The 24,258-nt window shown below is 71.8% G+C and carries 20 protein-coding genes; 15 read left to right on the top strand and 5 right to left on the bottom strand.

Annotated features, from left to right (window positions below):
* Positions 1-212 precede the first annotated feature (212 nt).
* The 6 genes from ACIO6U_RS35425 (at position 213) to ACIO6U_RS35400 (ending at position 6,385) form a co-directional block, all read left to right on the top strand.
* Positions 213-2,939, top strand: coding sequence for a ricin-type beta-trefoil lectin domain protein (locus ACIO6U_RS35425; RefSeq protein WP_401725489.1), 2,727 nt, complete (start codon positions 213-215; stop codon positions 2,937-2,939).
* A gap of 299 nt (positions 2,940-3,238) precedes the next feature.
* Positions 3,239-4,003, top strand: coding sequence for a G1 family glutamic endopeptidase (locus ACIO6U_RS35420; protein WP_401725486.1), 765 nt, complete (start codon positions 3,239-3,241; stop codon positions 4,001-4,003).
* Positions 4,004-4,187: 184 nt separating this feature from the next.
* The gene (locus ACIO6U_RS35415; RefSeq protein WP_355349168.1) at positions 4,188-4,505 is read left to right on the top strand and encodes a hypothetical protein; all 318 of its coding nucleotides are present in this window, start codon (positions 4,188-4,190) and stop codon (positions 4,503-4,505) included.
* A 136-nt stretch (positions 4,506-4,641) separates the two neighbouring features.
* Positions 4,642-4,977, top strand: a complete 336-nt coding sequence (locus ACIO6U_RS35410; RefSeq protein WP_401725483.1) for a hypothetical protein — start codon at positions 4,642-4,644, stop codon at positions 4,975-4,977.
* A 93-nt stretch (positions 4,978-5,070) separates the two neighbouring features.
* On the top strand, positions 5,071-5,574 hold the full coding sequence (locus ACIO6U_RS35405) for an N-acetyltransferase (protein ID WP_391049841.1): 504 nt from the start codon (positions 5,071-5,073) through the stop codon (positions 5,572-5,574).
* A 64-nt stretch (positions 5,575-5,638) separates the two neighbouring features.
* A complete protein-coding gene (locus tag ACIO6U_RS35400; protein WP_401725480.1) occupies positions 5,639-6,385 on the top strand; it encodes a ribonuclease H in 747 nt (248 codons plus the stop codon).
* A gap of 7 nt (positions 6,386-6,392) precedes the next feature.
* Here ACIO6U_RS35400 and ACIO6U_RS35395 read toward each other — a convergent pair whose 3' ends face one another.
* A complete protein-coding gene (locus tag ACIO6U_RS35395; RefSeq protein ID WP_401725515.1) occupies positions 6,393-7,523 on the bottom strand; it encodes a nitric oxide synthase oxygenase in 1,131 nt (376 codons plus the stop codon).
* A 336-nt stretch (positions 7,524-7,859) separates the two neighbouring features.
* Between ACIO6U_RS35395 and ACIO6U_RS35390 the strand changes: the two genes are divergently transcribed.
* The gene (locus tag ACIO6U_RS35390) at positions 7,860-8,288 is read left to right on the top strand and encodes a nuclear transport factor 2 family protein (protein ID WP_401725477.1); all 429 of its coding nucleotides are present in this window, start codon (positions 7,860-7,862) and stop codon (positions 8,286-8,288) included.
* Between the two features lie 23 nt (positions 8,289-8,311).
* Here ACIO6U_RS35390 and ACIO6U_RS35385 read toward each other — a convergent pair whose 3' ends face one another.
* Together ACIO6U_RS35385 and ACIO6U_RS35380 are read right to left on the bottom strand one after the other, a co-directional pair.
* A complete protein-coding gene (locus ACIO6U_RS35385) occupies positions 8,312-9,271 on the bottom strand; it encodes a D-2-hydroxyacid dehydrogenase family protein (protein WP_401725474.1) in 960 nt (319 codons plus the stop codon).
* Positions 9,272-9,327: 56 nt separating this feature from the next.
* Positions 9,328-10,011: a TetR/AcrR family transcriptional regulator gene (locus ACIO6U_RS35380; protein ID WP_401725471.1), complete on the bottom strand. Its 684-nt coding sequence runs from the start codon at positions 10,009-10,011 to the stop codon at positions 9,328-9,330.
* Positions 10,012-10,130: 119 nt separating this feature from the next.
* On the opposite strand from ACIO6U_RS35380, the gene ACIO6U_RS35375 reads away from it, so the two are divergent.
* Complete coding sequence (locus ACIO6U_RS35375) at positions 10,131-11,126, top strand: SDR family oxidoreductase (protein ID WP_401725468.1); 996 nt, start codon at positions 10,131-10,133, stop codon at positions 11,124-11,126.
* A gap of 13 nt (positions 11,127-11,139) precedes the next feature.
* Here ACIO6U_RS35375 and ACIO6U_RS35370 read toward each other — a convergent pair whose 3' ends face one another.
* Positions 11,140-13,116: a glycoside hydrolase family 76 protein gene (locus ACIO6U_RS35370; protein WP_401725465.1), complete on the bottom strand. Its 1,977-nt coding sequence runs from the start codon at positions 13,114-13,116 to the stop codon at positions 11,140-11,142.
* Positions 13,117-13,535: 419 nt separating this feature from the next.
* On the opposite strand from ACIO6U_RS35370, the gene ACIO6U_RS35365 reads away from it, so the two are divergent.
* The 6 genes from ACIO6U_RS35365 to ACIO6U_RS35340 all read left to right on the top strand — a co-directional run bounded on the left by ACIO6U_RS35365 (position 13,536) and on the right by ACIO6U_RS35340 (position 22,156).
* Complete coding sequence (locus ACIO6U_RS35365) at positions 13,536-14,891, top strand: M20/M25/M40 family metallo-hydrolase (RefSeq protein WP_401725462.1); 1,356 nt, start codon at positions 13,536-13,538, stop codon at positions 14,889-14,891.
* 182 nt (positions 14,892-15,073) lie between these two features.
* Positions 15,074-16,528 (top strand): YfcC family protein, encoded by a 1,455-nt coding sequence (locus ACIO6U_RS35360; RefSeq protein WP_355349249.1) that lies wholly within the window; start codon positions 15,074-15,076, stop codon positions 16,526-16,528.
* Positions 16,529-16,699: 171 nt separating this feature from the next.
* Positions 16,700-17,740, top strand: a complete 1,041-nt coding sequence (locus ACIO6U_RS35355) for an alpha/beta hydrolase (RefSeq protein ID WP_355349141.1) — start codon at positions 16,700-16,702, stop codon at positions 17,738-17,740.
* A 123-nt stretch (positions 17,741-17,863) separates the two neighbouring features.
* Complete coding sequence (locus tag ACIO6U_RS35350) at positions 17,864-18,355, top strand: DUF5709 domain-containing protein (RefSeq protein ID WP_401725460.1); 492 nt, start codon at positions 17,864-17,866, stop codon at positions 18,353-18,355.
* Positions 18,356-18,633: 278 nt separating this feature from the next.
* Positions 18,634-20,811: a glycogen debranching protein GlgX gene (gene glgX, locus ACIO6U_RS35345; RefSeq protein WP_391049858.1), complete on the top strand. Its 2,178-nt coding sequence runs from the start codon at positions 18,634-18,636 to the stop codon at positions 20,809-20,811.
* A 226-nt stretch (positions 20,812-21,037) separates the two neighbouring features.
* Positions 21,038-22,156 carry a P1 family peptidase gene (locus ACIO6U_RS35340; RefSeq protein WP_401725457.1) on the top strand — a complete coding sequence of 373 codons (1,119 nt, stop codon included), beginning with the start codon at positions 21,038-21,040 and terminating at the stop codon, positions 22,154-22,156.
* 101 nt (positions 22,157-22,257) lie between these two features.
* Here the strand turns inward: ACIO6U_RS35340 and ACIO6U_RS35335 are convergent, their stop codons facing one another.
* Complete coding sequence (locus ACIO6U_RS35335; protein ID WP_401725454.1) at positions 22,258-23,535, bottom strand: glycosyltransferase; 1,278 nt, start codon at positions 23,533-23,535, stop codon at positions 22,258-22,260.
* A 318-nt stretch (positions 23,536-23,853) separates the two neighbouring features.
* Here ACIO6U_RS35335 and ACIO6U_RS35330 point away from each other — a divergent pair, with 318 nt between their 5' ends.
* Positions 23,854-24,129 carry a GlsB/YeaQ/YmgE family stress response membrane protein gene (locus ACIO6U_RS35330; RefSeq protein WP_355349126.1) on the top strand — a complete coding sequence of 92 codons (276 nt, stop codon included), beginning with the start codon at positions 23,854-23,856 and terminating at the stop codon, positions 24,127-24,129.
* Positions 24,130-24,258: the final 129 nt, after the last annotated feature.

Here is a 24,258-nt window from a genome sequence, read left to right as displayed (position 1 = left end):
TCCCGCTCTCACCGCTCCCGCCCCCCCCGCTGATCCACTTCGAGCGCCGTGCGACGGCGCGGCCCGCTGACGACGACTGTCGACGTTTGTTTCTGTTTTCTTCGTTCGCCATATTGACCAAGAAGTGAACATGACAACACACTGAACGCCATCCCCCCACGGTGAAGGGTTCAGTCATGTTACGAACATGGAGATTTGCCCCGTTGTGGGTCATGGGGCTGCTCATCGCACTGCTGACCGTCGGCGTCGCCCCCGCGAACGCGGCCACCACCACGATCACGGTGGACGGGACACAGGGCGGCCGGACCTTCGACGGCATCGGCGCGATCAGCGGCGGAGGCGGCAACTCCCGGCTGCTGACCGACTACCCGGCCGCGCAACAGGCGCAGATCCTCGACTACCTGTTCAAGCCCGGCTACGGCGCGAACCTGCAACTGCTGAAACTGGAGATCGGCGGCGACGCCAACTCCACCGACGGCTCGGAACCGTCGATCGAACACGTCAAAGGCCAGATCAACTGCGACGCCGGATACGAATTCTGGCTCGCGGAACAGGCCAGGGCCCGCAATCCGAACATCGGTCTCTACGGCCTCGCCTGGGCCGCGCCCGGCTGGATCAACGGCGGCTTCTGGTCCACCGACACGATCAACTACCTGATCTCCTGGCTCGGCTGCGCCAAGCAGCACGGCCTGACGATCAAGTACCTGGGCGGCTGGAACGAGCGCGGGCACGACGTCAACTGGTACGTCCAACTGCGAGCGGCGCTGAACGCCGCCGGATACTCCGGTGTGCAACTCGTCGCCGACGACAGCGGCTGGGGCGTGGCCGACGACATGGCGAACAACGCGGCGTTCAACAACGCCGTCTCGATCATCGGCACGCACTACTCCTGCGCGGGCGGCGACGGCGGCAGCGCCGACACGTGCAGCAGCACCACCGCCGCGCAGAACAACGGCAAGCCGCTGTGGGACAGCGAGAACGGCTCGCAGGACATGAACACCGGAGCCCCCGCCCTGATCAGGGCCATTACCCGCGGCTACACCGACGCCAAGATGGTCAGCTACTTCAACTGGCCGCTGCTCGCCGCGATCTACCCCAATCTGCCGTACAACACGGTGGGCCTGGCCACCGCCAACTCGCCCTGGTCGGGGAACTACACCATCGGCGCCAGCACCTGGGCCACCGCCCAGGTCACCCAATTCACCCAGCCCGGCTGGAAGTTCATCGACTCCGCCTCCGGCTACCTCGGCGGCGCCGAGTCCAACGGCACCTACGTGACGATCAAGTCGAACACCACCTCCGACTACTCCACCGTGCTGGAGACCACGACCGCCACCGCCGCGCAGACGGTGAACCTCCACGTCCAGGGCGGCCTGTCCACCGGCGCCGTGCACGTCTGGGCCACCCAGGTGAACGCGCCGAGCGCGGCCACCTCCTTCGTCCACACGCAGGACATCACCCCGTCGGGCGGCTCGTACTCCCTGACGCTGCAACCCGGTTACGTCTACACGGTCACCACGACCACCGGCCAGGGCAAGGGCACCGCCACCGGCCCGGCGGCGCACGCGCTGCCGCTGCCGTACTCCGACACCTTCGACGCCGTCGCCACCAACACCGAGGCCCGGTATCTCTCCGACATGCAGGGCTCCTTCGAGGCGCGGCCCTGCGCCGGCGGACGGACGGGGCAGTGCGTGCAGCAGGTGGCGCCGGTCAAGCCGATCGAGTGGCAGGAGGACTCCGACGCGTTCACCCTCGTCGGCGACACGACCTGGTCGAATTACACGGCCGGAGTCGACGTCAACCTCCAACAGACGGGCACCGTGACCCTGTTGGGCCGGGCGGGTACCCAGTCGCGGCCCCAGAGCCACCAGGCCGCCTACCAGGTGCGGCTCTCCAACACCGGAGCCTGGTCGATCGCGAAGAGCACCAGCTCGGGCAACCTCAGCACGCTGACGTCCGGCAGCCACGCCGCGCTCGCGCTCAACACCTGGCACACCGTGACGATCGGCTTCTCCGGCGACCAGATCACCGCGACCCTCGACGGCGCCACCCTGGGCACCGTCAACGACGGCTCGTACGCCAGCGGTCAGGTCGGTTTCGGTGTCGTCGGCTACCAGACCGACCAGTTCGACAACCTCGCGATCACCCCGAAGGCCGCGGGCAACGTCAGCGGCTTCCTCAAGGACCGGCACTCCGGGATCTGCGCCGACGTGCCCGCCCGCGGTCAGGCCAACGGCACCGTGGTCACCCTGTGGGACTGCAACGGGGACACCAACCAGACCTGGACCGCCACCCCCGCCAAGCAGCTCATGGTCTACGGCACCAAGTGCCTGGAGGCGGCGGGCGGCGGCGCCGCGGACGGCACGGCCGTCGACATCTCCGACTGCACCGGCGCAACAGGTCAGCAGTGGAACGTCAACGCGGACGGCAGCGTCGTCAACGTCGGCTCGGGCAAGTGCCTCGACGTGACCGGCGCCGGCACCGCGAACAGCACCCCGCTCGAACTGTGGACCTGCAACAACGGCGCCAACCAGAAGTGGGACCGCGGCGCCGTCGCGGCCTCCCTCACCGGCCAGGACTCCGGCCGCTGCGTGGACGTGCCCGCCGCGAGCCAGGCCGACGGCACGAAACCCGCGCTGTGGGACTGCAACCGCGGCAATCAGCAGACCTGGACGTCCACCGCCACCAACCAGTTGACCGTCTACGACACCAAGTGCCTGGGCACCATCGGCCACGCCACCGCGGACGGCACCGGCCTGGAGATCAACGCGTGCGACGGCAGCGCCGCCCAGCAGTGGCGGGTCCGCTCCGACGGCACGGTCGTCAACGTGGCCTCCGGCACCTGCCTGGACGCCGTCGGCACGGGTACGGCCAACAGCACGCCGTTGGACATCTGGACCTGCAACAACGGCGGCAATCAGAAGTGGGCGCGCAACTGAGCGATGCCGGAGGCCGGTTCTCGCCGGTCCGCCGCGCGTGAGGCCGTCCCCGCGTCCGACACCCGGACGCCGGGACGGCCCCTTTTTGCCCCTGTTCGAGTGCCGTGGAGATCAACTGGACGTGCTCACAAGGCGACTTGGCGTGAGTTTTGCCGATCGTTTGATTCCGCCTGCACCTACGCGCCGTGCTTGTCAGCACACTGTCAAGCACCACTGGTGCCACGCACCCCTCAGGGGTCACACACCCCTCCGGTCGCGCCGGTGACACCTGTACCGCGAGACCCGCGAGAAGGAGCAGCATGTCGGCAACAACGCGCATCACCGCCGTATCCGCCGTGGCCGCAGCAGTCCTGTCCGCCCTCGCGACCGCGCCCTCCGCGGTCGCCTCGGCCGACTCATCGGTCCGCCTCACCCCCATGGGCAGCCACCGCCTGATCGGCCCGAACAGCCGCATCGTGCACAGCACCAGTTCCAACTGGGCCGGTTACGCGGCCACCGGCTCCACTTTCACCAGCGTCTCCGCGAGCTGGGTCCAGCCGTCGGTCACCTGCACCGGCGCCACCACGTACTCCTCGTTCTGGATAGGTCTCGACGGCGACGGCAGCAACTCCGTGGAGCAGACCGGGACCGAGGCGGACTGCTCCGGCGGTCGCGCCGTGTACTCCTCGTGGTACGAGATGTACCCGGCCTATCCCGTGAACTACTCCAACGCGGTGAGCCCCGGCGACCACTTCACCTCGACGGTCTCCACCAACGGCAGCGGCTCGTTCACGCTCACCCTCAGCGACACCACCAAGAACTGGACGAAGACCACCAAGAAGACGCTCCAGGGCGCCTCCCTGGCCTCCGCGGAGATCATCGCCGAGGCGCCGTCCAGCTCCACCGGCGTCCTGCCGCTCGCGCACTTCAGCACCGCGTCCTTCACCAACGCCACCGCCAACGGCCAGGCGATCGGCACCTACGGCCCCGACAAGATCAACATGGTCTCCGGCAGCACCACCAAGGCGACCACCTCCGCGCTCTCCGGCGGCAACGCCTTCAGCGTCACCTGGAACCACAGCTAGGGCCTCCGGACGCCCACCGCGCAGGTGACCGCGCCGTACGGACTCCGGCACCGCGCACGGCTCCTCCGTCCGGATGACGTACCCGCGCCAGCCGTACCGCGAGGTGCCCGACACGCCGCACGCCGGCGGACCGGGCACCTCGCGGGTGGGATGGCGGGCGGCGGAACGGGCAGACGTAACCCTCATGACCACCTATGTTGTGACCGTCCCCGGCACCTTCCTCGACGCGCCGACCGCCGAGGCCCGCTCTACGCTCGTCCGGGCCCTGCGCCCCGTCGACCCGCAGAGCACGGACTTCGGCGAGGACGAGGAGCTGGACATCCTGACGATGTACGGCGACTCCAGCGCCTTCAGCGTGCGCGTCGCGGTCGATGCCGACAATCCGCCCGCCGCCGAGGGGGCCGCGCGCGACCTCGTCAACGACGCGCTCGGCGTCGCGGGCTTCACCGAGGAGACCGCCCGGCTCGGCGACCCCGTCATCACCGGCATCGACGCGGAGTGAACGGGCCCGCGGGCGCGGCGGGCCGGTCCCCGACGACGGTCCGCCGCCGCTGTCCGCGCGCCCGCGGAACTGAGTACGGGAACCCACGCGCCCGCCACCGCCCGGCGGGCATGATCGTGGGCATGACCCGAGCCCGATGCCGCAGAGCCGCCCTCGTCCTCCCGCCGTCGCTGACCGCCGTGGCGGCGCTCGCGCTGACCGGCTGCGGCACGCGGACCGTGGACAGCGCGGGGGCCGAAGCGCCGTCCGGGCGGCCCACCGCGGCCGTCACCTCCGCCTCGGCCTCGTCGCCCTCGGCTACGCCCCCGACTCGGTCAGCGTCTCGGCCTGCGGCTCCACCCATGTGGGCTTCGTCGTCGACCACACCCCGATCTGCCTCAAGGGCGCGCTGAACACGGCCGTCACCGAGGTCGACGCCTTCGCCGGTTACGCCGACGGCACCGGCTGCCAACAGCCGCAGGGCGGTCACTGACCGCCGACGGGCCTTCGCGGACCGTCCGCCGCCACGTCGCGGCGGCGATAAATCCGGTGCGGTGCGACGTTCCAGCGCGCTAGCCTCCGCCGCATGACCTGGCTGCCCGCTGACTTCGTCCACCCCGTCCGCGTCCCCGTGCCCGGCGGCCACCATCTGCGCCCGATCGCCGGATCCGACACCGCGCTCGACTACCCCGCGGTGATGGGCTCGCGCGACCGCCTCTGGTCGATCTTCGGCCCGGCCTGGGGCTGGCCGCCCGCCGACATGACGTACGAGGCCGATCTCGCCGATCTCGAACGGCACGCGACCGAGATCGCCGCGCACCAGTCCTTCAACTACGCGCTCTTCGACGACGCGAACACCGCGCTGCTCGGCTGTGTCTACATCGACCCGCCGGAGAAGGCGGGCGCCGACGCCGAGATCTCGTGGTGGGTGGTGGACGACCGGGTGGGCACCGACCTGGAGCGGGCGCTGGACGCCCTGGTGCCGCGCTGGATCGCGGAGGACTGGCCCTTCGAGCGCCCGCGCCACATCGGCCGCGACCTGTCGTGGAAGGAGTGGCTCGCCCTGCCGGACCACTCGCCCGAGCCGTAGCCCCGCCTCACCCCTGCCGGGGCGCCTCCTCGGGCCGGGGCCGTACGACCGTCCGCGGGCTGGCATGATCTCTGGCATGGCAGAACGCATCATCGCCGCGTGTGACGGGGCATCGAAGGGGAATCCGGGACCGGCCGCGTGGGCCTGGGTGATCGCCGACGGTACGGGGGAGCCCGACCGCTGGGAGGCGGGCCCGCTGGGCACGGCCACCAACAACGTCGCGGAACTCACCGCCCTGCTCCGGCTGTTGGAGACCGTCGACCCCGCCGTGCCGATGGAGATCCGGATGGACTCCCAGTACGCGATGAAGGCGGTCACCACCTGGCTGCCCGGCTGGAAGCGCAAGGGCTGGAAGACCGCCGCGGGCAAGCCCGTCGCCAACCAGGAACTCGTCGCGGGCATCGACGCGCTGCTCACCGGCCGTGACGTCGAGTTCACGTACGTCGCCGCCCACCAGGTCGACGGCGACCGGCTCAACGACTACGCCGACCGCGCCGCCAGCAACACCGCCATCACCCAGCAAGCCTCGGGCACCCGCTACGACTCCCCGCCGCCGCCCCGCAACCCCGACACCCCCCGCGCCTCGTCCGCCCCCAAGCGCAAGCCCTCCGGAGGCGGAAGCGGCAACGGCGGCGGGACCAGGACAGCGAGCGCCGCCACCGGCACCACGTCCGCCTCCTCGCGCACCCTCAACGCCAAATTCCCCGGCCGCTGCCGCTGCGGCCGCTCCTACGCCGCGGGCGAGCCGATCGCCAAGAACCCCGACGGCTGGGGCCACCCGGAGTGCCGCGACCAGGACGGAACGCGGTAGCGCCGGATCAGGCGTACGAGGCGCCGTCCGCCGCCTCCCGCGGGTGGCGGACGAAGCCGGGGCTGAGGACGCGGTCGTCGTAGGTGCGGTGGAAGACCGGGGTGGTGGCCCCGGACATGGGCGGGACGATCCAGGCCCAGTCGGCCTGGACCTCGCGGCCCTTGCGCCGCTCGCGGTCGAGGTGCTGGAGGAAACGTTCCGCCTCGGTGTGGTGGTCGGCCAGGGTGACTCCGGCGCGGTCGAAGGAGTGCAGGACGGCGCGGTTGAGCTCGACCAGGGCGTGGTCCTTCCACAGGGAGCGGACGCTGCCGGTGTCGATGCCGAGACTGTCCGCGACGCGCGGCAGGAGGTCGTAGCGGTCGACGTCGGCCAGATTGCGGGCGCCGATCTCCGTCCCCATGTACCAGCCGTTGAAGGGCGCCGCCCCGTAGCAGACGCCGCCGATCTCCAGGCACATGTCGGAGACGGCGGGGACCGCGTGCCAGCGCAGTCCCCACTGGGCGCTCCAGGGGCGCTCGGGGTGGTCGAGCGGCACGTGCAGGACGGCGTCGGAGGGCAGGTCGAACAGCCGGGGCTTGTCGTCGACGCCCTCGACGATCAGCGGGAGCACGTCGAAGGCGGTACGCGGGCCGCCGGGCCAGCCGAGCCGCGCCGCGAGACCGGTGATGTTCGCGGTGCGCGGGTCACCGGTGACCGTGCCGTCGGCCGCCCGGTATCCGGCGTAGCGGATGAGCTGCTCGTTCCTGATCCGCGGGCCGCGCCGCTCGGGGGCGTCAGGGGCGAAGACCGAGATCAGCGGCCTGATCCGGCCGCCGTTGGTGGCGATCCGCAGATGCGTCGCGCACTCCTCGGCGATCTCCTCCGCCTCCGTGACGTGCCGAAGGTCGCGCACCTGCAAGGACCGCCAATAGAGCCTCCCGATACAGCGGTTGCTGTTGCGCCACGCGACCCGCGCGCCGAACGCCAGCTCCGCCGAGGTGTGTTGATACGTGCCTGTGTCGCCGATCTCCGCGCGCACCGCCGTGAGCCTGCTGTCCAGGTCGCCCGCGGCGGGCTCCTCGCCGTGATAGAGCCGCAGGAACTCCTCGGCCTTGCGCCCGAGTTCACGCGCCGCCCTGAGCTTCGCGCGCCCCGCCATCACATCGACGGGGGCCGCCGGTGGCAGCGGCTCGCGCCCCGCGTCGTCCTGCCCTGCCGTGTCGCGCTGCCGGAGTCCCGGTCTGTTCAGGATTCTGAGTATCACAGGCACCTCGGATCGACGAAGGGCTGACCTCGATCGACGGTCCCGGAATTCACTCCCCGGTGTGACACGACCGTCGGCAGTGATCACAGTTGGCCGGACTCCGTCCGAACCGCGTCGCCTTCTGCCCGCCGACACGTCCGGGTCCGACCGCCGCCGGACCGTACGGCGCCGGTCGCGTGCGCACTACGCTGGCAGACCGGTCGGGACGGGCCCGGCCCGAGAGGAGTCCCGTTGCCGCTCACCACCGAGGACCGCGTCGCCGTCACCGAGCTGATCCACCTGCACGGCCACCTCTTCGACGGCGGCGAACTCGACCGGCTGGACGAGCTGTTCACCGCCGACGTGGTCTACGACGTGAGCGACTACGGCGGCGGAGCGCTCGTCGGCATCGCGGCCGTCCGGGAGGCGGCGCTCACGCTCGGCGACCGCAATCCCGTCGCCCACCACGTCACCAACGTCGTCATCACCGAACTGCCCGACGGCGCCGTCCGCGTCCGGTCCAAGGGCTTCGGCGTCAACACCGACGGCACGTGCGGGAGTCTGACGTACGACGACCGGGTGACGCGCGGCACGGACGGCTGGCGGATCAGCCACCGTACGCTGCTGGCCCGGCGGATCCCGCTGAACGGCGTCGGCCGGGAGCCGGGACCCAGCGCCTGAGCCGACCCCCCTTCACCTCGGCGTCAGTCGAGGCGACGGACCGGCGCGCCCGCCAGATACGCCCGGATGTCCTCGACCGCCTGCCCGTAGTACGTACGGTAGTTGGCCTCGGTGACATAGCCGAGGTGCGGCGTGGCCAGCAGCCGGGGCGTGGAACGCACGGGGTCGTCGGCCGGAAGCGGCTCGATGTCGAAGACGTCCAGGCCCGCTCCGGCGATCCGGCCCTCGCGCAGGGCGGCGAGCAGCGCCGCCTGGTCGACGATCGCCGAGCGCGAGGTGTTCACCAGATACGCGGTCGGCTTCAGCAGCGCCAGTTCCGCCGCGCCGATCAGGCCGCGACTGCGCTCGCCCAGGGCGAGGTGGACGGAGACGAAGTCGCTGGTGGCCAGCAGCTCCTCCTTGGTGGCCAGACGCGCCGCACCGACCTCGGCCGCCCGCTCCTCGGTCAGATTCCCGCTCCAGGCCACCACGTCCATGCCGAAGGCGAGCCCGACGGCCGCCACCCGCCCGCCGATCCTGCCGAGCCCGAGCAGACCGAGCCGCGCGCCGTGCAGGTCGGCGCCGACCGTCGTCTGCCAGGGGCCGCCCGCGGCGAGGTTGGCGCTCTCCGGCACGATGCCCCGTGCCAGCCCCAGCAGCAGCGCCCACGTCAGCTCGACCGGCGGGGTGCCGGCGCTCTCCGTACCGCACACGGTCACACCGTGCTCCCGCGCGGCGGCGTAGTCGATCACCGAATTGCGCATCCCGGAGGCGATCAGCAGCTTCAGCCGGGGGAGCGCGGCCAGTACCGAGGCGGGGAAGGGCACGCGCTCGCGCAGGGTCACGACGATGTCGAAGTCGGCCAGGGCCGCGACGAGTTCGGCCTCGTCCGCGACGTGACCGGGGAAGCCGACGACCTCGACCTCGTGGGTCAGCGAGGACCAGTCGGCGAGCGTCGTGGCGACGCCCTGGTAGTCGTCCAGCACGGCGCAGCGCAGTCGCATCTCGGTCTTCTCTCCGTCAGGGTGCGGGGGTCGAGGGCTCGGACGGTGTCCCGGCGCTACTCGGGCACGCGGCGTGCCAGCAGCCCGCTGGCCAGGACTTCCAGCGTCTCGCGGACCGTCGCGGCGAAGTCCAGCCGCAGCGCCTCGAGCGCCGGGTCGGCGTCATAGGCGGCCAGCATCGCCGCCGACGGGTGGGCGTGCGTCCACACGGCGCCCGTGACCATCACGGCCGCGCCCGCGTACCGCAGCGCGTCGCCCTCGCCCAGCTCCGGCACGTGCCGCCGTACGAGGTCGGACAGCGCGTACACGTTCCGGACGGCGGTGCGCTTGTAGTCGGCGGCGACCTCGGGCGAGACATTGCGCTCCAGCACGGCGGCCTGGGCGCCGGTCAGGTCGCAGAACACCGGGCGGACCGCCAACGACCCGGCGAGGACGGCCGCCACCTGGTCGCCGCGGTGCCGGGGCGGCGCGCCGGGGTCGACCTCGTCGTCCAGTTCGGGTCCGAGGTGTGCCAGCCACTCCCGGAAGGCGACGTCGAGCAGTTCGAGCAGCACGGCCTCGCGGGACTCGAAGTAGCGCAGCACATTCGACTTCGCCAGGCCGACGCGGCGGCTCAGCTCGTTGAGGCTGACCTCGGCCACCGGCATCTCGGCGAGCATCGCGGACGCGGTGTCCAGGATCGCCTGGCGGCGCTGGGCGCGCTGCTCCTCGCTGCGGGCGCGCTGGAAAGTCGTGGGCATGCCCACATTCTACGGACCTGCGGTCTGTTGTTATCGGACCGCCGGTCTGATAGCGTGAAACGTAACAGACCATCGGTCCTTTATTGAGATGTCCCGGCCCGGACACCGAAGGAGTCACCATGTACGTCGTCCCCGACCAGACCGGCCGGAAGGCCGTCGTGACCGGCGCCAACAGCGGCACGGGCAAGGAGGCCGCCCGCCGCCTCGCCGCCGCGGGAGCGCAGGTGATCATGGCCGTACGCACTCCGGAGAAGGGGGAGCGGGCCCGCGCCGAGATCCTGGAGCGGCACCCGGACGCCCGCCTGGAAGTGCGCCGCGTCGACCTCGCCGACCTGGCGTCGGTCCGCGCGTTCGCCGACGGCGTGCTCGCCGACCCCACCCCGCTCGACCTGCTGGTCAACAACGCGGGCGTGATGGCCCCGCCGACCCGGATGACCACCGCCGACGGCTTCGAGCTGCAATTCGGCAGCAATTTCCTCGGCCCGTTCGCCCTGACCGTCCGGCTGCTGCCCGCCCTGCTCGCCGCCACCGCGCCGCGCGTGGCGACCATGAGCAGCGGCACGGCCGCCTACGGGCGGATCGGCTTCGACGACCTCCAGTGGGAGCGGCGCCGCTACCGCCCGAATCTCTCGTACGCCCAGTCCAAGCTCGCCGACCTCATCCTCACCCGGCAGTTGGCCGCCCTCGCCGCCGACCGCGGCTGGAATCTGCTGAGCACCGCCGCCCACCCCGGCTACACCACCACCAACCTGCAAACCGCGGGCGCGAGCCTGGGCGGCGAGCCGTCACGGCTGCACAGGCTCGGCAGGCGGCTGGACTTCCTGCCCCGCCAAGGGGTCGAGCAGGGCACGGAACCGCTGCTGTTCGCCGCGGCCGATCCCGGAGCCGTCGCGGGCGGCTACTACGGCCCGGGCCGACGCCTCGGCCTGGTCGGCCCGACCACGACCGCGCGCATCACCCGCAGAGCGCTCGACGCCACGACCAACGCCCGGCTGTGGGCGGCGGCCGAGCGCCTGACCGGTGTCACCGTGCCCGAGACCGCGCCGACCGGGACGACCGGGCCAGGGACGACCATCCGCGAGACGACCGCGCCCGCGACCCCGCCCGGACCCTGAGGTCCGCGCCGCCTCAGCCCGCCGCCAGCAGCGCGCTGAGCGCACTGGCCTGCGTGCGCCAGTCGCGCACATTGGGATGGTCCGCGCTGCCCTGGCCCGACCAGCGCTCGCCGAGACGGTTGAGCGAATCGCGGTCCGCCGACCAGATCGAGTTGCCCTGGGTGGTGGCGAAGCCGCGATAGGCGCCGCCGGTCGCGCCGTTGAGGTCCTGGAGGTAGCGCATGAAGACGCCCTTGAACTGCTTGGCGTTGTCGTCGCAGGTCGCGTTCAGCGCGTCGCACTGCTCGGTGAGCAGCCCCGAGGTGACCAGCGACGGTGCCGAGGCCGCGGCGTCGGCCAGTTGGCGCGCCTTCGCCAGCGCCGTACCGTCACCCGTGGCCCGCCAGATCTCCACCGCGGCCCCGATCGCCAGGCCCTGGTTGTAACTCCAGACCGTCTGGCCGTTGTTGGCGCAGCCGCCGGTCAGCCCGTCGTTGACCAGCCCGGACGCGTTGATCAGACCGCTGTTCCTGAACCAGTTCCAGGACGTGGTCGCCCGGCCCAGCCAGGTCGTGTCCCCGCTGATCCGGTTGTGCAGCTCCGCGGTCAACCGCACGTACAGCCCGTTGGTCACCGCGTTCTTGTACGTCCGTTCGCGGTCCCACCACACCCCGCCCCCGCAGGTGCTGGTGTCCCACAGCCCGTTGACGTACGTGGCGATCGTGACGGCCTCGTTGAGGTACGTGACGTTGCCGGTCAGGTCGTAGGCGTCGATCCAGGCCAGGGCCCACCACTCGGCGTCGTCGGTGGCCCGGCTGATGAAGTCGCCGTCGATCGGGTCGGAACTGCGGGCCCCGGCGGGGAAGGCGGCCTTGTTCACCTGGAAGGTGCGCGCCACCACCCACAGATAGCGGGTGTCGCCGGTCTGCCGCATGTAGTCGATCACCGTGCTGAGCGCCACCGCGGAGTTCCACCAACTCGACGGCCAGTAGGCGGTGTTCGGGTCGTAGGAGTACATGAGGGCGTCGGCCGCCGCCGCGCTGCGGACCGTCGTCGGCCGCGCCCACGCGGTGCAGCTCCCGTTCTGGCCCTCGACGGCCCGGCCGCAGGCGCGCACCGCGCCGCCGTAGAGCTTGCCGAGCGGATCGGAGGTGTTGAACTCCGCTGTCCTGGTGCCCGACGCGCCGGACGGCACCGATGTCCGCCCCTTCGACGATCCGTCGGGCCAGCTCGCGCCGCCGTCCCACGAGCGGTCGAGCCAGATCTCGTCGCCCGCGGCGCCGCCGGAGACCGTGCCCCAGGCCATCCCCGAGTTGTCCATGTGCAGCGCGATGGTCCGCCCGTTGAGCGTCGCGTCCGCCACCGGCCGGGTGTCACCGGTGCCCGTGGACACATCGGCGCCGTCGCAGCGCGCGGCACACACGCTCAGCCGCGCCCAGCCCGTACAGCCCACGCCCTGCGCGTCACCGCACGCCCGCAGTACGGCGCGCCGGTGGTGGGTGGGGTCGTAGAGGTTGTACATCAGGGTGCGCGTGCCGGTCCAGGTCGACGGGATCGAGGCCCTGCCCAGCAGCCCGTCCCAGGTCGTCCCGCCGTCCCACGAGCGGTCCAGCCACACCGAGTCGTTGAGCTGTCCCGCGTCGATGGACGCCCAGGCCATGCCGTCGGCGTCCGAGACGTGCAGCGAGACCCGGCGGCCGTTGAGGGTCTTGTCCGCCACCGGGAAGGTCTCCTGCCCCGCCAGTGACGGGTCGCGGGTGTCGCAGTAGACCGCGCACACGGTCGTGGCGTCGTTCGGCGCGGCGAGCGCGACCGGCGACACCGTAAGCGACGGCTCCGTGGACGCCAGCGTCGTGGGCAAAGGCCCCGTGGACGACCGTCCCGTGTGCGACGACCCCGCAGCCGCGGAGGACGACGAGCCGCCCGCAGGCGAGGCCGACGCGATGCCCGGCTGCGCGCCCAGGACGAGCAAGGCGAGGAGAAGAACGCGCCACAACCACCGTCTGCTCACACGACACCCCTGTCCGGGACCGGGCGGAACGGGTCACGCCGCGCTCGACCGCGCGGCACGGCAACTCCGGTCGAAGCGCGGGCACTTCACCGTTTCTCACGTTGCAATTCCACATTGAGACAGCGTTGTCATGCACAGTCAACCCCTTGGGTCACCCGCGTCCCACGGCAACCGTCCGCCGCGGCCACCGTGGCCCGTTCGGCCCATCAACGGCTGCGCCTCACCCGGACAGTCGACAGAGTGCTCGAAAGGACCGTCATGGCCCTGACCGCACCGGGGATTTCGGACGGCAGGGCGCGTCGGACCACGGAAGCGATCGCACGACAGCGTGACCGCGCCACGGAAGCGATCGCATGACAGCGCGACCGCGCCACGGAGCGGTCGGAAGACAGAGAACTCGGGATGAGGAGCACGCCGGTATGGATCTCGCCGCCACCGTCGACAGTCTGATGGAACAGCTCACCGCCGACCTGGTGCGGCTCGCCGAGATTCCCTCGATCGCCTTCCCTGGCTACCCCGCCACGGAGGTGAACCGGGCGCACGACCTGCTGGTCGAGCTCCTGAGGGACGCCGGGGTCGAGCACATCGAGCGGATCGACCTGCCCGACACCTCACCGGTCATCTACGCCGAGATCCCGCCGCCGACCCCCGACGCGCCGACCGTACTGCTCTACGGGCACTACGACGTCCAGCCGTCCGGCGACGAGTCGGCCTGGCAGTCGCCGCCCTTCGAGCCCACGCCCATCGAGGGCGGCCTGCGGGCCCGCGGCATCGCCGACGACAAGTCGAACGTCATGGCCCACCTCGGCGTCCTGCGCGCGTACGGCGGCCGGCCGCCGACCGGCGTCAAGATCGTGCTGGAGGGTCAGGAGGAGTACGGCAGCGCCTTCGACGACTACCCGCCGACCGACCCCCAGCGCTTCGCCTGCGACGCCATGGTCATCGCCGACATGGGCAATCTGCGGCCCGGCACCCCCACCCTGACCACCGGTCTGCGCGGAGTCGCCGAGGTCGTCGTGGAGGTGCGGACGCTCGCCGAGGCCCGGCACAGCGGCGAATTCGGCGGCGCCGCGCCCGACGCGCTGCTGGCCCTCATCCAGGCGCTCGCCTCGCTGCACGACGCGGCCGGTGACGTCACGGTCGAAGGGCTGCGCCGCGAGCCGTGGGACGGGGCCTCGTACACCGAGGAGGAGTTCCGCGCGCTGGCGACCGTGCCCGACGGCACACCGCTGATCGGCACCGGCAGCCTCGGCGAGCGGCTGTGGAGCGGCCCTGCCGTCACCGTGATCGGCATGGACACCCCCACCGTGGACGGCGCCGCGTCGGCCGTGGTGCCGTACGCGCGCGCCAAGCTCAATCTGCGCGTGCACCCCTTGCAGGACCCGAAGGAGGCCACCGACGCGCTGGTCAGGCACCTGCGCGAGCACCGGCCCTTCGGCATCGAGCTGACCGTGACCCCCAGCGACGCGGGCCCCGGCTTCGAACCGGCCACCGACGGCCCCGCCTACCGCGCCGCCCGCACCGCGCTGCGCGAGGGCTGGGGCGAGGAGGCCCAGCTCGCCGCCAGCGGCGGCTCCATCCCGCTGGTCAACGGCCTCGCCAAGGCCGTGCCCCACGCGGAGGTGCTGCTCTTCGGAGCCCAGGACAGCATGTGCAATCTGCACGCCCCCAATGAGCGGGTGCTCTTCTCCGAGCTGCGCGGCGCCGTCATCGCGGAGGCGGCCTTCCTCCGGGAGTACGCGGCGGACTTCCGCGCGGCGGGCGGGGCGCGGTGAGCGGCGATACGGCGCCCGGCGCCGACGCGGCCGATGCCAACGGATCCACCGCCTACCGGGACACCGGGACGGCGGGGACCGCGGACGGGGACTCCGCCGGCGGCTCCGGCACCGGCACCACGGGAGACGGCGACCCGGGCCGACAGCCGCCCAAGAAGCACAAATTCACCTTCCCCAGCGCCCTGACCATCCTCGCCCTGGTCACCCTCGCGGTGTGGGCGCTGGCGTTCCTGATCCCGTCGGGCGAGTACAAGCGGAAGGACACGGGCGCGCCCATCCAGGGCACGTACCACCGTGTCTCGTCCGGACTGAGCTTCGTCGACCACCTCAAGGACCTGTTCCTCTCGCCGGTCAACGGCCTGTACGGCATCCAGAACGCCAAGACCGGCTTCGTCGCGCCCGACAACTCCGGTGACCTGTACGGCAGCGCGGGCGTCTTCCTCTTCGTGCTCGCCATCGGCGCGTTCATCACCGTGGTCTTCGCCACCGGCGCCCTGGACCGCGGCATCGCCCGCCTCGCGCACGCCCTGCGCGACCGCGGCGCGCTGCTCATCGCGGGCATCATGGTGACCTTCTCCGTGCTCGGCACGGTCGAGGGCTTCGCCGAGGAGACCCTGGGCTTCTACGGCCTGATCGTGCCCCTGATGCTGGCGCTGGGCTACGACCGCATGGTCGCCACCGGTGCGATCATCCTCGGCGCGGGCGTCGGCGTGCTGTGTTCCACGGTCAACCCGTTCGCGACCGGCGTCGCCTCGTCGGCCGCCGACATCTCGCTCGGCGACGGCATCGTGCTGCGCTTCGTGATGTGGATCGTGCTGACGACCGTGACGGTCGCCTACGTCGTCCGCTACGGCAAGCGCGTGCAGAAGAACCCCGACCGCTCCCTCGTCGGCTTCCTGCCCGGCGACCGGGAGCAGGGCGTCGACCGCGACCAGGAGCCGCCCGAGCTGACCGGCCTGCACAAGGCCGTACTGATGGCCGTCGGCCTGGTCTTCGCCTTCATGATCTTTTCGGTGGTGCCCTGGTCGAGCGCGCTGACCGGCAAGGCCGACGCGACCCCGTACGCCTGGGAACTGGACTGGTCCTTCGCCGAACTGGCCGCGCTGTTCCTGGTCGCCGCGGTGATCATCGGCCTGGTCGGCCGCATGGGGGAGCAGAAGCTCAGCGCCACGATCATCCAGGGCGCGGCGGACTTCATCTCTCCCGCGCTGGTCATCGTGCTGGCCCGCGGCGTCACCGTGATCATGAACAACTCCAAGGTCACCGACACCGTGCTGCACTCCATCGAGGGCGTCGTCTCCGGCACGTCCAACTCGGTGTTCGGGATCATCGTCTTCCTGGTCAACCTCCCGCTGGCCTTCCTCATCCCGTCCACCTCGGGGCACGCCACCCTCGCCATGCCGATCCTGGCCCCACTGGCCGACTTCGCCGGGGTCTCGCGCTCGGTCGTCGTCACCGCCTGGCAGTCGGCCAGCGGCTGGATGAACCTCTGGGTGCCGACCACCGCCGTCACCATCGGTGGTGTGGCCCTGGCCAAGGTCCGCTACGACCAGTACTTGCGCTTCATCTGGCCGCTGCTGGCCATCCTCTTCGTCATGATCTGCGGCTTCGTCGCCGTCGGCGCGGTCGTCACCTGACGCCCGGCGGGACGCCGTTTTGCCGGAACGGCAACGGAATTGGCCTGCGCTCCGGCCGGGCCCGCACACTCGCGGCAACGGCTCACGGCGTACCGGGTCTCCCGGCCCGTGCACGACGTACGCCGCAGGTCAGACCGCCGCGAGCGCGGCCCGAAGCTCCGGGAGGAAGCAATGGCGCAGCCCACCCGTCCACAGCCGACCCGTCCGCACTCCGCGGCCACCGAGGACCCCGCGGCCGACGCGCGGCACCGGCTGGTCGACGTGCCCGGCGGCCGCATCCATCTGGTCGAGCAGGGCGCGGGACCGCTGGTCCTGCTCGTGCACGGCTTCCCCGAGTCCTGGTACTCCTGGCGCCACCAGCTCCCGGCCCTCGCCGCGGCGGGCTACCGCGCCGTCGCCGTCGACGTGCGCGGCTACGGCCGCTCGTCGAAGCCCGCGGAGCCCGAGGCGTACCGCATGCTCCAGCTCGTCGCCGACAACGTGGCGGTCGTCCGCGCCCTCGGCGAGCGGACCGCGACGGTCGTCGGCCACGACTGGGGCTCGCCCGTCGCCGCCAACTCGGCGCTGCTGCGGCCGGACGTCTTCACCGCCGTCGGCCTGCTCAGCGTGCCCTACGCGCCGCGCGGCGGCCCCCGGCCCACCGAGGCGTTCGGCGCCATCGGCGGCGACGAGGAGTTCTACGTCAGCTACTTCCAGGAGCCGGGTCGGGCCGAGGCGGAGATCGAACAGGACGTGCGCGGCTGGCTCGCGGGCTTCTACGCGGCGCTGTCGGCCGACACGATGCCGGCGGCGGGGGAGAGCGACCCGCACTTCGTACCGCCCGCCGCCAAGCTCTCCGACCGCTTCCCCACCGGGCGGCTGCCCGGTTGGCTGACCGAGCGCGACCTGGACTTCTACGCGGGCGAGTTCGAGCGGACCGGACTGACCGGGGCGCTCAACCGCTACCGCAACGTCGACCGCGACTGGGCGGACCTCGCGCCCTGGGACGGCGCTCCGATCCGGCAGCCCTCGCTGTTCATCGGCGGCGACCTCGACGCCTCCACCACATGGATGGCCGGCGCCATCGACGCGTATCCGAGCACCCTGCCCGGACTGGTCTCCTCGCACATCCTCAAGGGCTGCGGGCACTGGATCCAGCAGGAGCGCGCCGAGGAGGTCAGCGGCCTGCTGACCGACTGGCTGGCCGCGCTGCCCGCACCGCGCGAGGATTGAGGGGTACGCCGCACGGTCGCGGTGGGATGTCCACCGTTTCCGCCGCCGCACCACGGGCAGGCGACCGTCCGTGATGCCACCACCGGCATCGCGAATCCGCCGACCGACCAGGAAGAGGACACGATGTCCGACCGCATGACGGACGACGGCATGGGGGACGACGTCTACCAGCCGGACGGGAGCGAGATCCAGGAGGACGCGGGCCCGCTGGAGCCCGAGGACACCCTGGTCGACCGGGGCGTCGAGGACGTCCTGGACGAGGGGTACTCGCCGCCCGAGCGGCCCCTGGCCGTCGAGCAGAACGGCACCACGGCCGAGGAGCAGCGCGACGGCGACTCGCTGGACCAGCGGCTGGCCAGGGAGCGCCCCGACACCCCGCAGTTCCCCGACGGGGACGGCCTCGGCGACGCCGCCGACACCGACGGGGAACTGCTCGACCCCGAGGCGGGCGACCTGCGCGCGGGCCGGCTGACCAGCCCGGAGCAGTGGGTGGACAGCCCGGTCCAGGACGGTGTGGCCGACGACGTCGGCATCGACGGCGGCGCCGCCTCCGCGGAGGAGGCCGCCGTGCACCTCCTGGACGACCCGGAGTCCCTGCCGGGTGACGACGCCTGACATCCCCCGGCGCCCGAACCCGGACTCCTGACCCCCGGCGCCTCCACCCTGCGACAGCCGAACCCCCTCGACACCCGAACCCTTGCGACACCCCGAGCCCGACGCGGCTCGCGACAGCGACCTCCGGCCACCGCCGGAGGTCGCTGTCGTACGGTCCGCGACCGGTCCACGCGGGCCTTCTGCGACCGTTCACTTCACGAACCCATGGCCTGAGATCAACGGGGTATGAGTGGGAGGACGTCGGATCGTCGCTCACGCAGGGTCGAGAGGGTCAGTGAATGCAGCAGTGGAACGGTCGTCCCTATCCGCTCGGAGCCACGTACGACGGCTCGGGCACCAACTTCGCCCTGTTCTCCGAGGTGGCGGAGAAGGTCGAGCTGTGCCTCGTCGATGACGCGGGACGGGAACAGCGCCTCACGCTGACCGAAGTGGACGGATTCGTCCGGCACGCGTATCTGCCGGGCGTCGGCCCCGGCCAGCGTTACGGCTACCGCGTGCACGGCCCGTACCGGCCGGACGAGGGGCATCGCTGCAATCCGGCGAAGTTGCTGCTCGACCCCTACGCCACGGCAGTGGAAGGCCAGGTCGACGGTGACGAGTCGGCGTTCGGCCACCGCTTCCACGCGCCCGAAGAGCAGAACACGATGGACAGCCTCGGCCACGCCATGCTGTCGGTGGTGACCGATCCGTCCTTCGACTGGGGGGACGACCGCGCGCCGGGTCACTCGTACCACGAGTCGGTGATCTACGAGGCGCACGTGAAGGGTCTGACGATGACCCACCCGGGCCTGCCGGAGCGAATACGCGGCACCTACGCGGGAGTCGGGCACCCGGCGGTCATCGAGCACCTGAAGGAACTGGGCGTGACGGCGATCGAGCTGATGCCGGTGCACCAGTTCGCGCAGGACGGCCATCTGCGCGACCGGGGCCTGTCGAACTACTGGGGCTACAACACCATCGGCTTCTTCGCGCCGCACAACGCGTACGCGTCGAGCGGGGTACGCGGCCAACAGGTCACGGAATTCAAGGAGATGGTGAAGGCCCTGCACAAGGCGGGCATCGAGGTGATCCTCGACGTGGTCTACAACCACACCGCCGAAGGCAACCACATGGGGCCGACGCTCTCCTTCCGCGGCATCGACAACGCCTCGTACTACCGGCTGGTGGACGACGACCCGCGGCACTACTTCGACACCACCGGCACCGGCAACAGCCTGCTCATGCGGCATCCGCACGTCCTCCAGCTCATCATGGACAGCCTGCGCTACTGGGTCACCGAGATGCACGTGGACGGCTTCCGCTTCGACCTCGCGGCCACGCTGGCCCGGCAGTTCCACGAGGTGGACCGGCTCTCGTCCTTCTTCGACCTCGTGCAGCAGGACCCGGTGGTCAGCCGCGTCAAACTGATCGCCGAGCCGTGGGACCTGGGCGAGGGCGGCTACCAGGTGGGCAACTTCCCGTCCCTGTGGAGCGAGTGGAACGGCGAATACCGCGACACCGTCAGGGACTTCTGGCGCGGCGAGGACGGCACACTGCCCGCCCTCGCCTCCCGGCTCACCGGCTCCTCCGACCTCTACGAGGACGACAACCGCCGCCCGCGCGCCGGGATCAACTTCATCACCTGCCACGACGGCTTCACGCTGCGCGACCTGGTCTCGTACAACGACAAGCACAATGAGGCCAACGGCGAGGACGGCAACGACGGCGAGAGCCACAACCGTTCGTGGAACTGCGGAGCCGAGGGCGAGACCGACGACCCCGGAGTGCTCGCGCTGCGCGCCAGACAGCAGCGCAATCTGCTGACGACGCTGCTGGTCTCGCAGGGTGTGCCGATGATCGCACACGGCGACGAGATGGGCCGCACCCAGCGCGGCAACAACAACGTCTACTGCCAGGACAACGAAACCGCCTGGGTGAACTGGACGTTGGACGCCGAGCAGCGCGAACTGTTCGACTTCACGCGCCGGTTGATCAAGCTGCGCGCCGAGCACCCGGTGCTGCGCCGCCGCCGGTTCTTCCGCGGCGACACCGGGGGATCGGCCGTCGCGGACGCCGTGTGGTTCCGGCCGGACGGCGGTGAGATGTGCGAGGAGAACTGGCACCGCGGCGACGCGCGCGCCGTCGCCCTGCTGCTGAACGGCGACGCCATCACCGAGTCCGACCCGAAGGGCGGCCGGATCTCCGACACGTCCTTCCTGATCCTGCTGAACAGCCACTACGAACCGCTCGACTTCGTGATCCCCGAACGCGAGTACGGCGGCCTGTGGCAGGTCGCCGTGGACACCGCGGCCGAGGCCGACGGCACCGACGAGTCCGAAGTGAAGGCCGGCGGCCGGATCCGGGTCCAGGACCGGGGCATGATCGTGCTGATCGCCGTGCAGCGGCCCACGGGCGGTCGCCTGCGGCGCGCCATCAAGGCGTCCCGCATGCCGAGACGGCGAGGAGCGCGCACCTGACACCGAGGCGGCAGTGACCGTCGATTTCACTCTTCGGTCAACTTGTTGCGTAAAAAACATTGAAGTTTACGTCGTTCTTCTGATGGGATACCCCTTGCTCCGGCGCGCCCTGACACGCGCCGGAGCACACCGACGTTCGGCCGCGGTCTCGTACGGTGAGGGGGCGGGCCGCGAGTACGCGGATGGCGCGGGCCCGCGTGATCGTGGCTACCTCACGGAGGACGACATGAGCGGCAGCGCACGGCCGGGTCCCGGCAACGGCCTCACCGACGTCGAGGGAGTACGCGTCGGTCACGCCCAGCGGACCGGTGACGGCTGGCTCACCGGGACGACGGTGGTACTGGCCCCCGAGGGCGGCGCGGTCACCGCGGTCGACGTACGCGGCGGCGGTCCCGGCACCCGCGAGACCGACGCCCTCGACCCGCGCAATCTCGTGCCGTACATCGACGCCGTGGTGCTCACCGGAGGCAGCGCCTTCGGGCTCGACGCGGCGGGCGGCGTGGTCGGCTGGCTGGAGGAGCGGGGCCGGGGCTTCCGGGTCGGCGGTCCCGGCCAGGTGGTGCCGGTGGTGCCCGCCGCCGCGCTGTTCGACCTCGGCCGCGGCGGCTCGTGGACGGCGCGACCGGGAGCGGAGACGGGCCTTGCGGCGGTACGCGCCGCGGCGGCGGCCCCGGAGGGCGCGCCGGTGCCGCAGGGCTGCGTCGGCGCGGGTACGGGCGCGGTGGCCGGCGGTCTCAAGGGCGGGGTGGGGACGGCCAGCACGGTCCTGGAGTCCGGCGTGACGGTGGCCGCGCTCGCGGTGCTCAACGCGGCCGGTTCCGTGGTCGACCCGGACACGGGCGCGCTCTGGGGCGCGAGGCCGGGCCCCGCCGCCGCGGAATTCGCCCCGTACGGCCCGCCCGTCGCGGCCGACGCCCTGGAGCGGGCCCGACGCCGTACGGCCGCCGCTGCCGCCGCGAACGCCGAGCGGCGGACCCACCCGCTCAACACCACGCTGGCCGTGGTCGCGACGGACGCCGTCCTCACCCGCGCCCAGGCGCGGAAGCTGGCGGGCACCGCGCACGACGGACTCGCCCGCGCCGTCCGCCCCGCCCACTCCCTGTCCGACGGCGACACCGTCTTCGCCATGGCGACCGGCCGCCTCCCCCTCGTCCCGCCGGGGACGGCCGAGGCCGCCGACCCCGCCTTCGGCGTGCACATCGAGGCGGGCGCGATGAACGCCGTCCTCGAGGCGGGCGCCGACGTGCTCACCCGGGCCCTCCTGCACGCCGTCCTCGCCGCCGAGACGGTGGACGGACCGGGCGGCCTCTTCCTCTCGTACCGGGACGCGTACTACAGCGCCTGACGGCTTCGGCACGGCTTCGGCACGGCTTCGGTACGGCGCGGGGGAGCGGTGGGGCTCCCGCCGCGCCGTACCGCGTACTCCGGCTTGCCGTCCCGGCGGCCTCAGGCGCCGTACGGGACCCCCGCGCGGGTCCTGGTCCTGCGACGGGCCGGACGGACCGCGCGCACCGCGTCCTGGTGCACCCGCTCGATGAGCGCGCCGTAGGCGGTCACCATGCGGGTCTGGCTGAAGCGCTCGCGGCTGCGGGCCAGCGCCGGGGCGAAGTCGGCGGCCAGCGCCGCCGCCCGCGACCAGGCCGCGGCGATCGGCTCGGCCTCCGCCGGGGTGAGGAAGCCGTGCCCGGCGACCAGCTCCGCGCAGTCCCCGACATCGGTGGCCACCGGCACCGCGCCGCACATCATGCCCTCGATCAGGCACAGCGGCGCCGCCTCACCCGACGACGACGTCAGCGAGACCACGTCCGCGGCGGCGTACACCGTCTCCATGTCCTGCCGCACGCCCAGCAGCGACAGCCGCCGCAGCAGGCCGGGAGCGTCACCGAAGGCGGCGGTGATGTCCGCGGTCAGCTCCGGGTTCTCCGCGGTCATCCCGGCGCCGCACATCAGGACGTGCGCGCCGGGGTCCCGCCCGAGATGAATCCTGGCCGCCCGCAGGAACAGCGGCACGTTCTTCATCTCCGCGTAGCGGGCCGCGAAGACCGTGACGGGCGCGTCCGCGGCGATACCGAGCGAGGACCGCATCGCGGCCCTGCGGACCGCGTCGGGCCGGAACCGCAGCAGATCGACGCCGTTGGGGATGACGTGCATCAGCTCGGCAGGGATGCCCGCGGCCACGTACGCGGCCCTGGTCGACTCCGCGCAGCAGACGCAGGCCCGCACCCGGCCCGCCGCCACCGCGGCGCGCAGCGCGTCCAGCGCGGGGCCCTGATTCTCCGGATCGGACCTGTGCAGGCACACCACCACCGGCCGGTACGGCAGCCCGGCCTGATTGAGCAGCGCGAGCGGCTGTTCCTTGAGCGAGAGGAGTACGTCGGCCGCCGCCGTCGCCCTGGCGGTGGCCGCGAGCTCCGACCGGCTGAACACGCCGCCGCCGCTCTCGTGGCCGCCCTCACGGCTGCCCGCCTCGGCGTCCTCCCGGCCTTCGCCGCCGAAACGGTCGCGCAGGGCCGACACCGGTACACCCGCCGCCGTGAGCGCCCGGTAACAGGCGTCGTCGGACATCGGCTGCCTGGTCGCCTCGCGGTGCATCTCACCCTCGATGCTCAGCACCGCGTGCCGCTGCGCGCCGCCGCTGAGACCGCGCACGACGTCGCTGTGCAGAATTCTCGCACCGCCGGAAAAGAAGCCCTCGTAGATCGACAGCACACGCAGTTCGTTCATGACGCGCACCCATCGCAGGTCCCGCTCTGCGGGAAATCGACAAACCTGGTTGACCAGCGGATTAGCCGCGATGGGACCACCTAAAACTTGCGCGCGTGTGAATTCCAGATTTCACCGAGTGACGCTTTCTGTAACGTGCGGTGCGGATATGGAAATATGCACACCGAGGGGCGCCCGGCGGCCGGGCGACAACCGTGCCGTATTCCACGCGGCCGGACCGGGCGGCGTGCCCCGACTCCGGTGCCCCCGCCCGGTGTTGACCGCCGCGCGGTGCGCACTCGTGTGTGTGACCCGCGGGTCACAGGGCAGACGGCCCCTATGGGAATCATCAGTTGGGTCATCCTCGGTCTGCTCGCCGGGGCCGTCGCGAAGATTCTGCTGCCCGGTCGCGATCCGGGCGGCCTGATCGGAACCATCCTGATCGGCGTCGCAGGGGCGTTCGTCGGCGGCTGGCTGTCCGCCAAAATCCTCGACAAGCCGGTACAGCACCACTTCTTCGACGCCGCCACCTGGGGCGCGGCGATCGGCGGGGCGCTCGTGCTGCTCATCCTCTACCGCATCTTCTTCGGCGACTCGCGGGACGCGAGGCGCTGACCACCGGTCACCCGGGCGCGCGGGCGGGGGGGGGGGGCCCCCCCCCCGGGGGGGGGGGGCCCCCCCCCCGGCCCCCCCCCCGCCCGCGGCCGGGCTCAGAAAAAAAAAAACCACCAACCCCAAGCGCAC

The organism is Streptomyces sp. NPDC087422, assembly GCF_044744145.1.
Taxonomy (GTDB): domain Bacteria; phylum Actinomycetota; class Actinomycetes; order Streptomycetales; family Streptomycetaceae; genus Actinacidiphila.
Note: the sequence above shows the minus strand (reverse complement) of the source record. Positions and strands in the feature narration are given on the sequence as shown.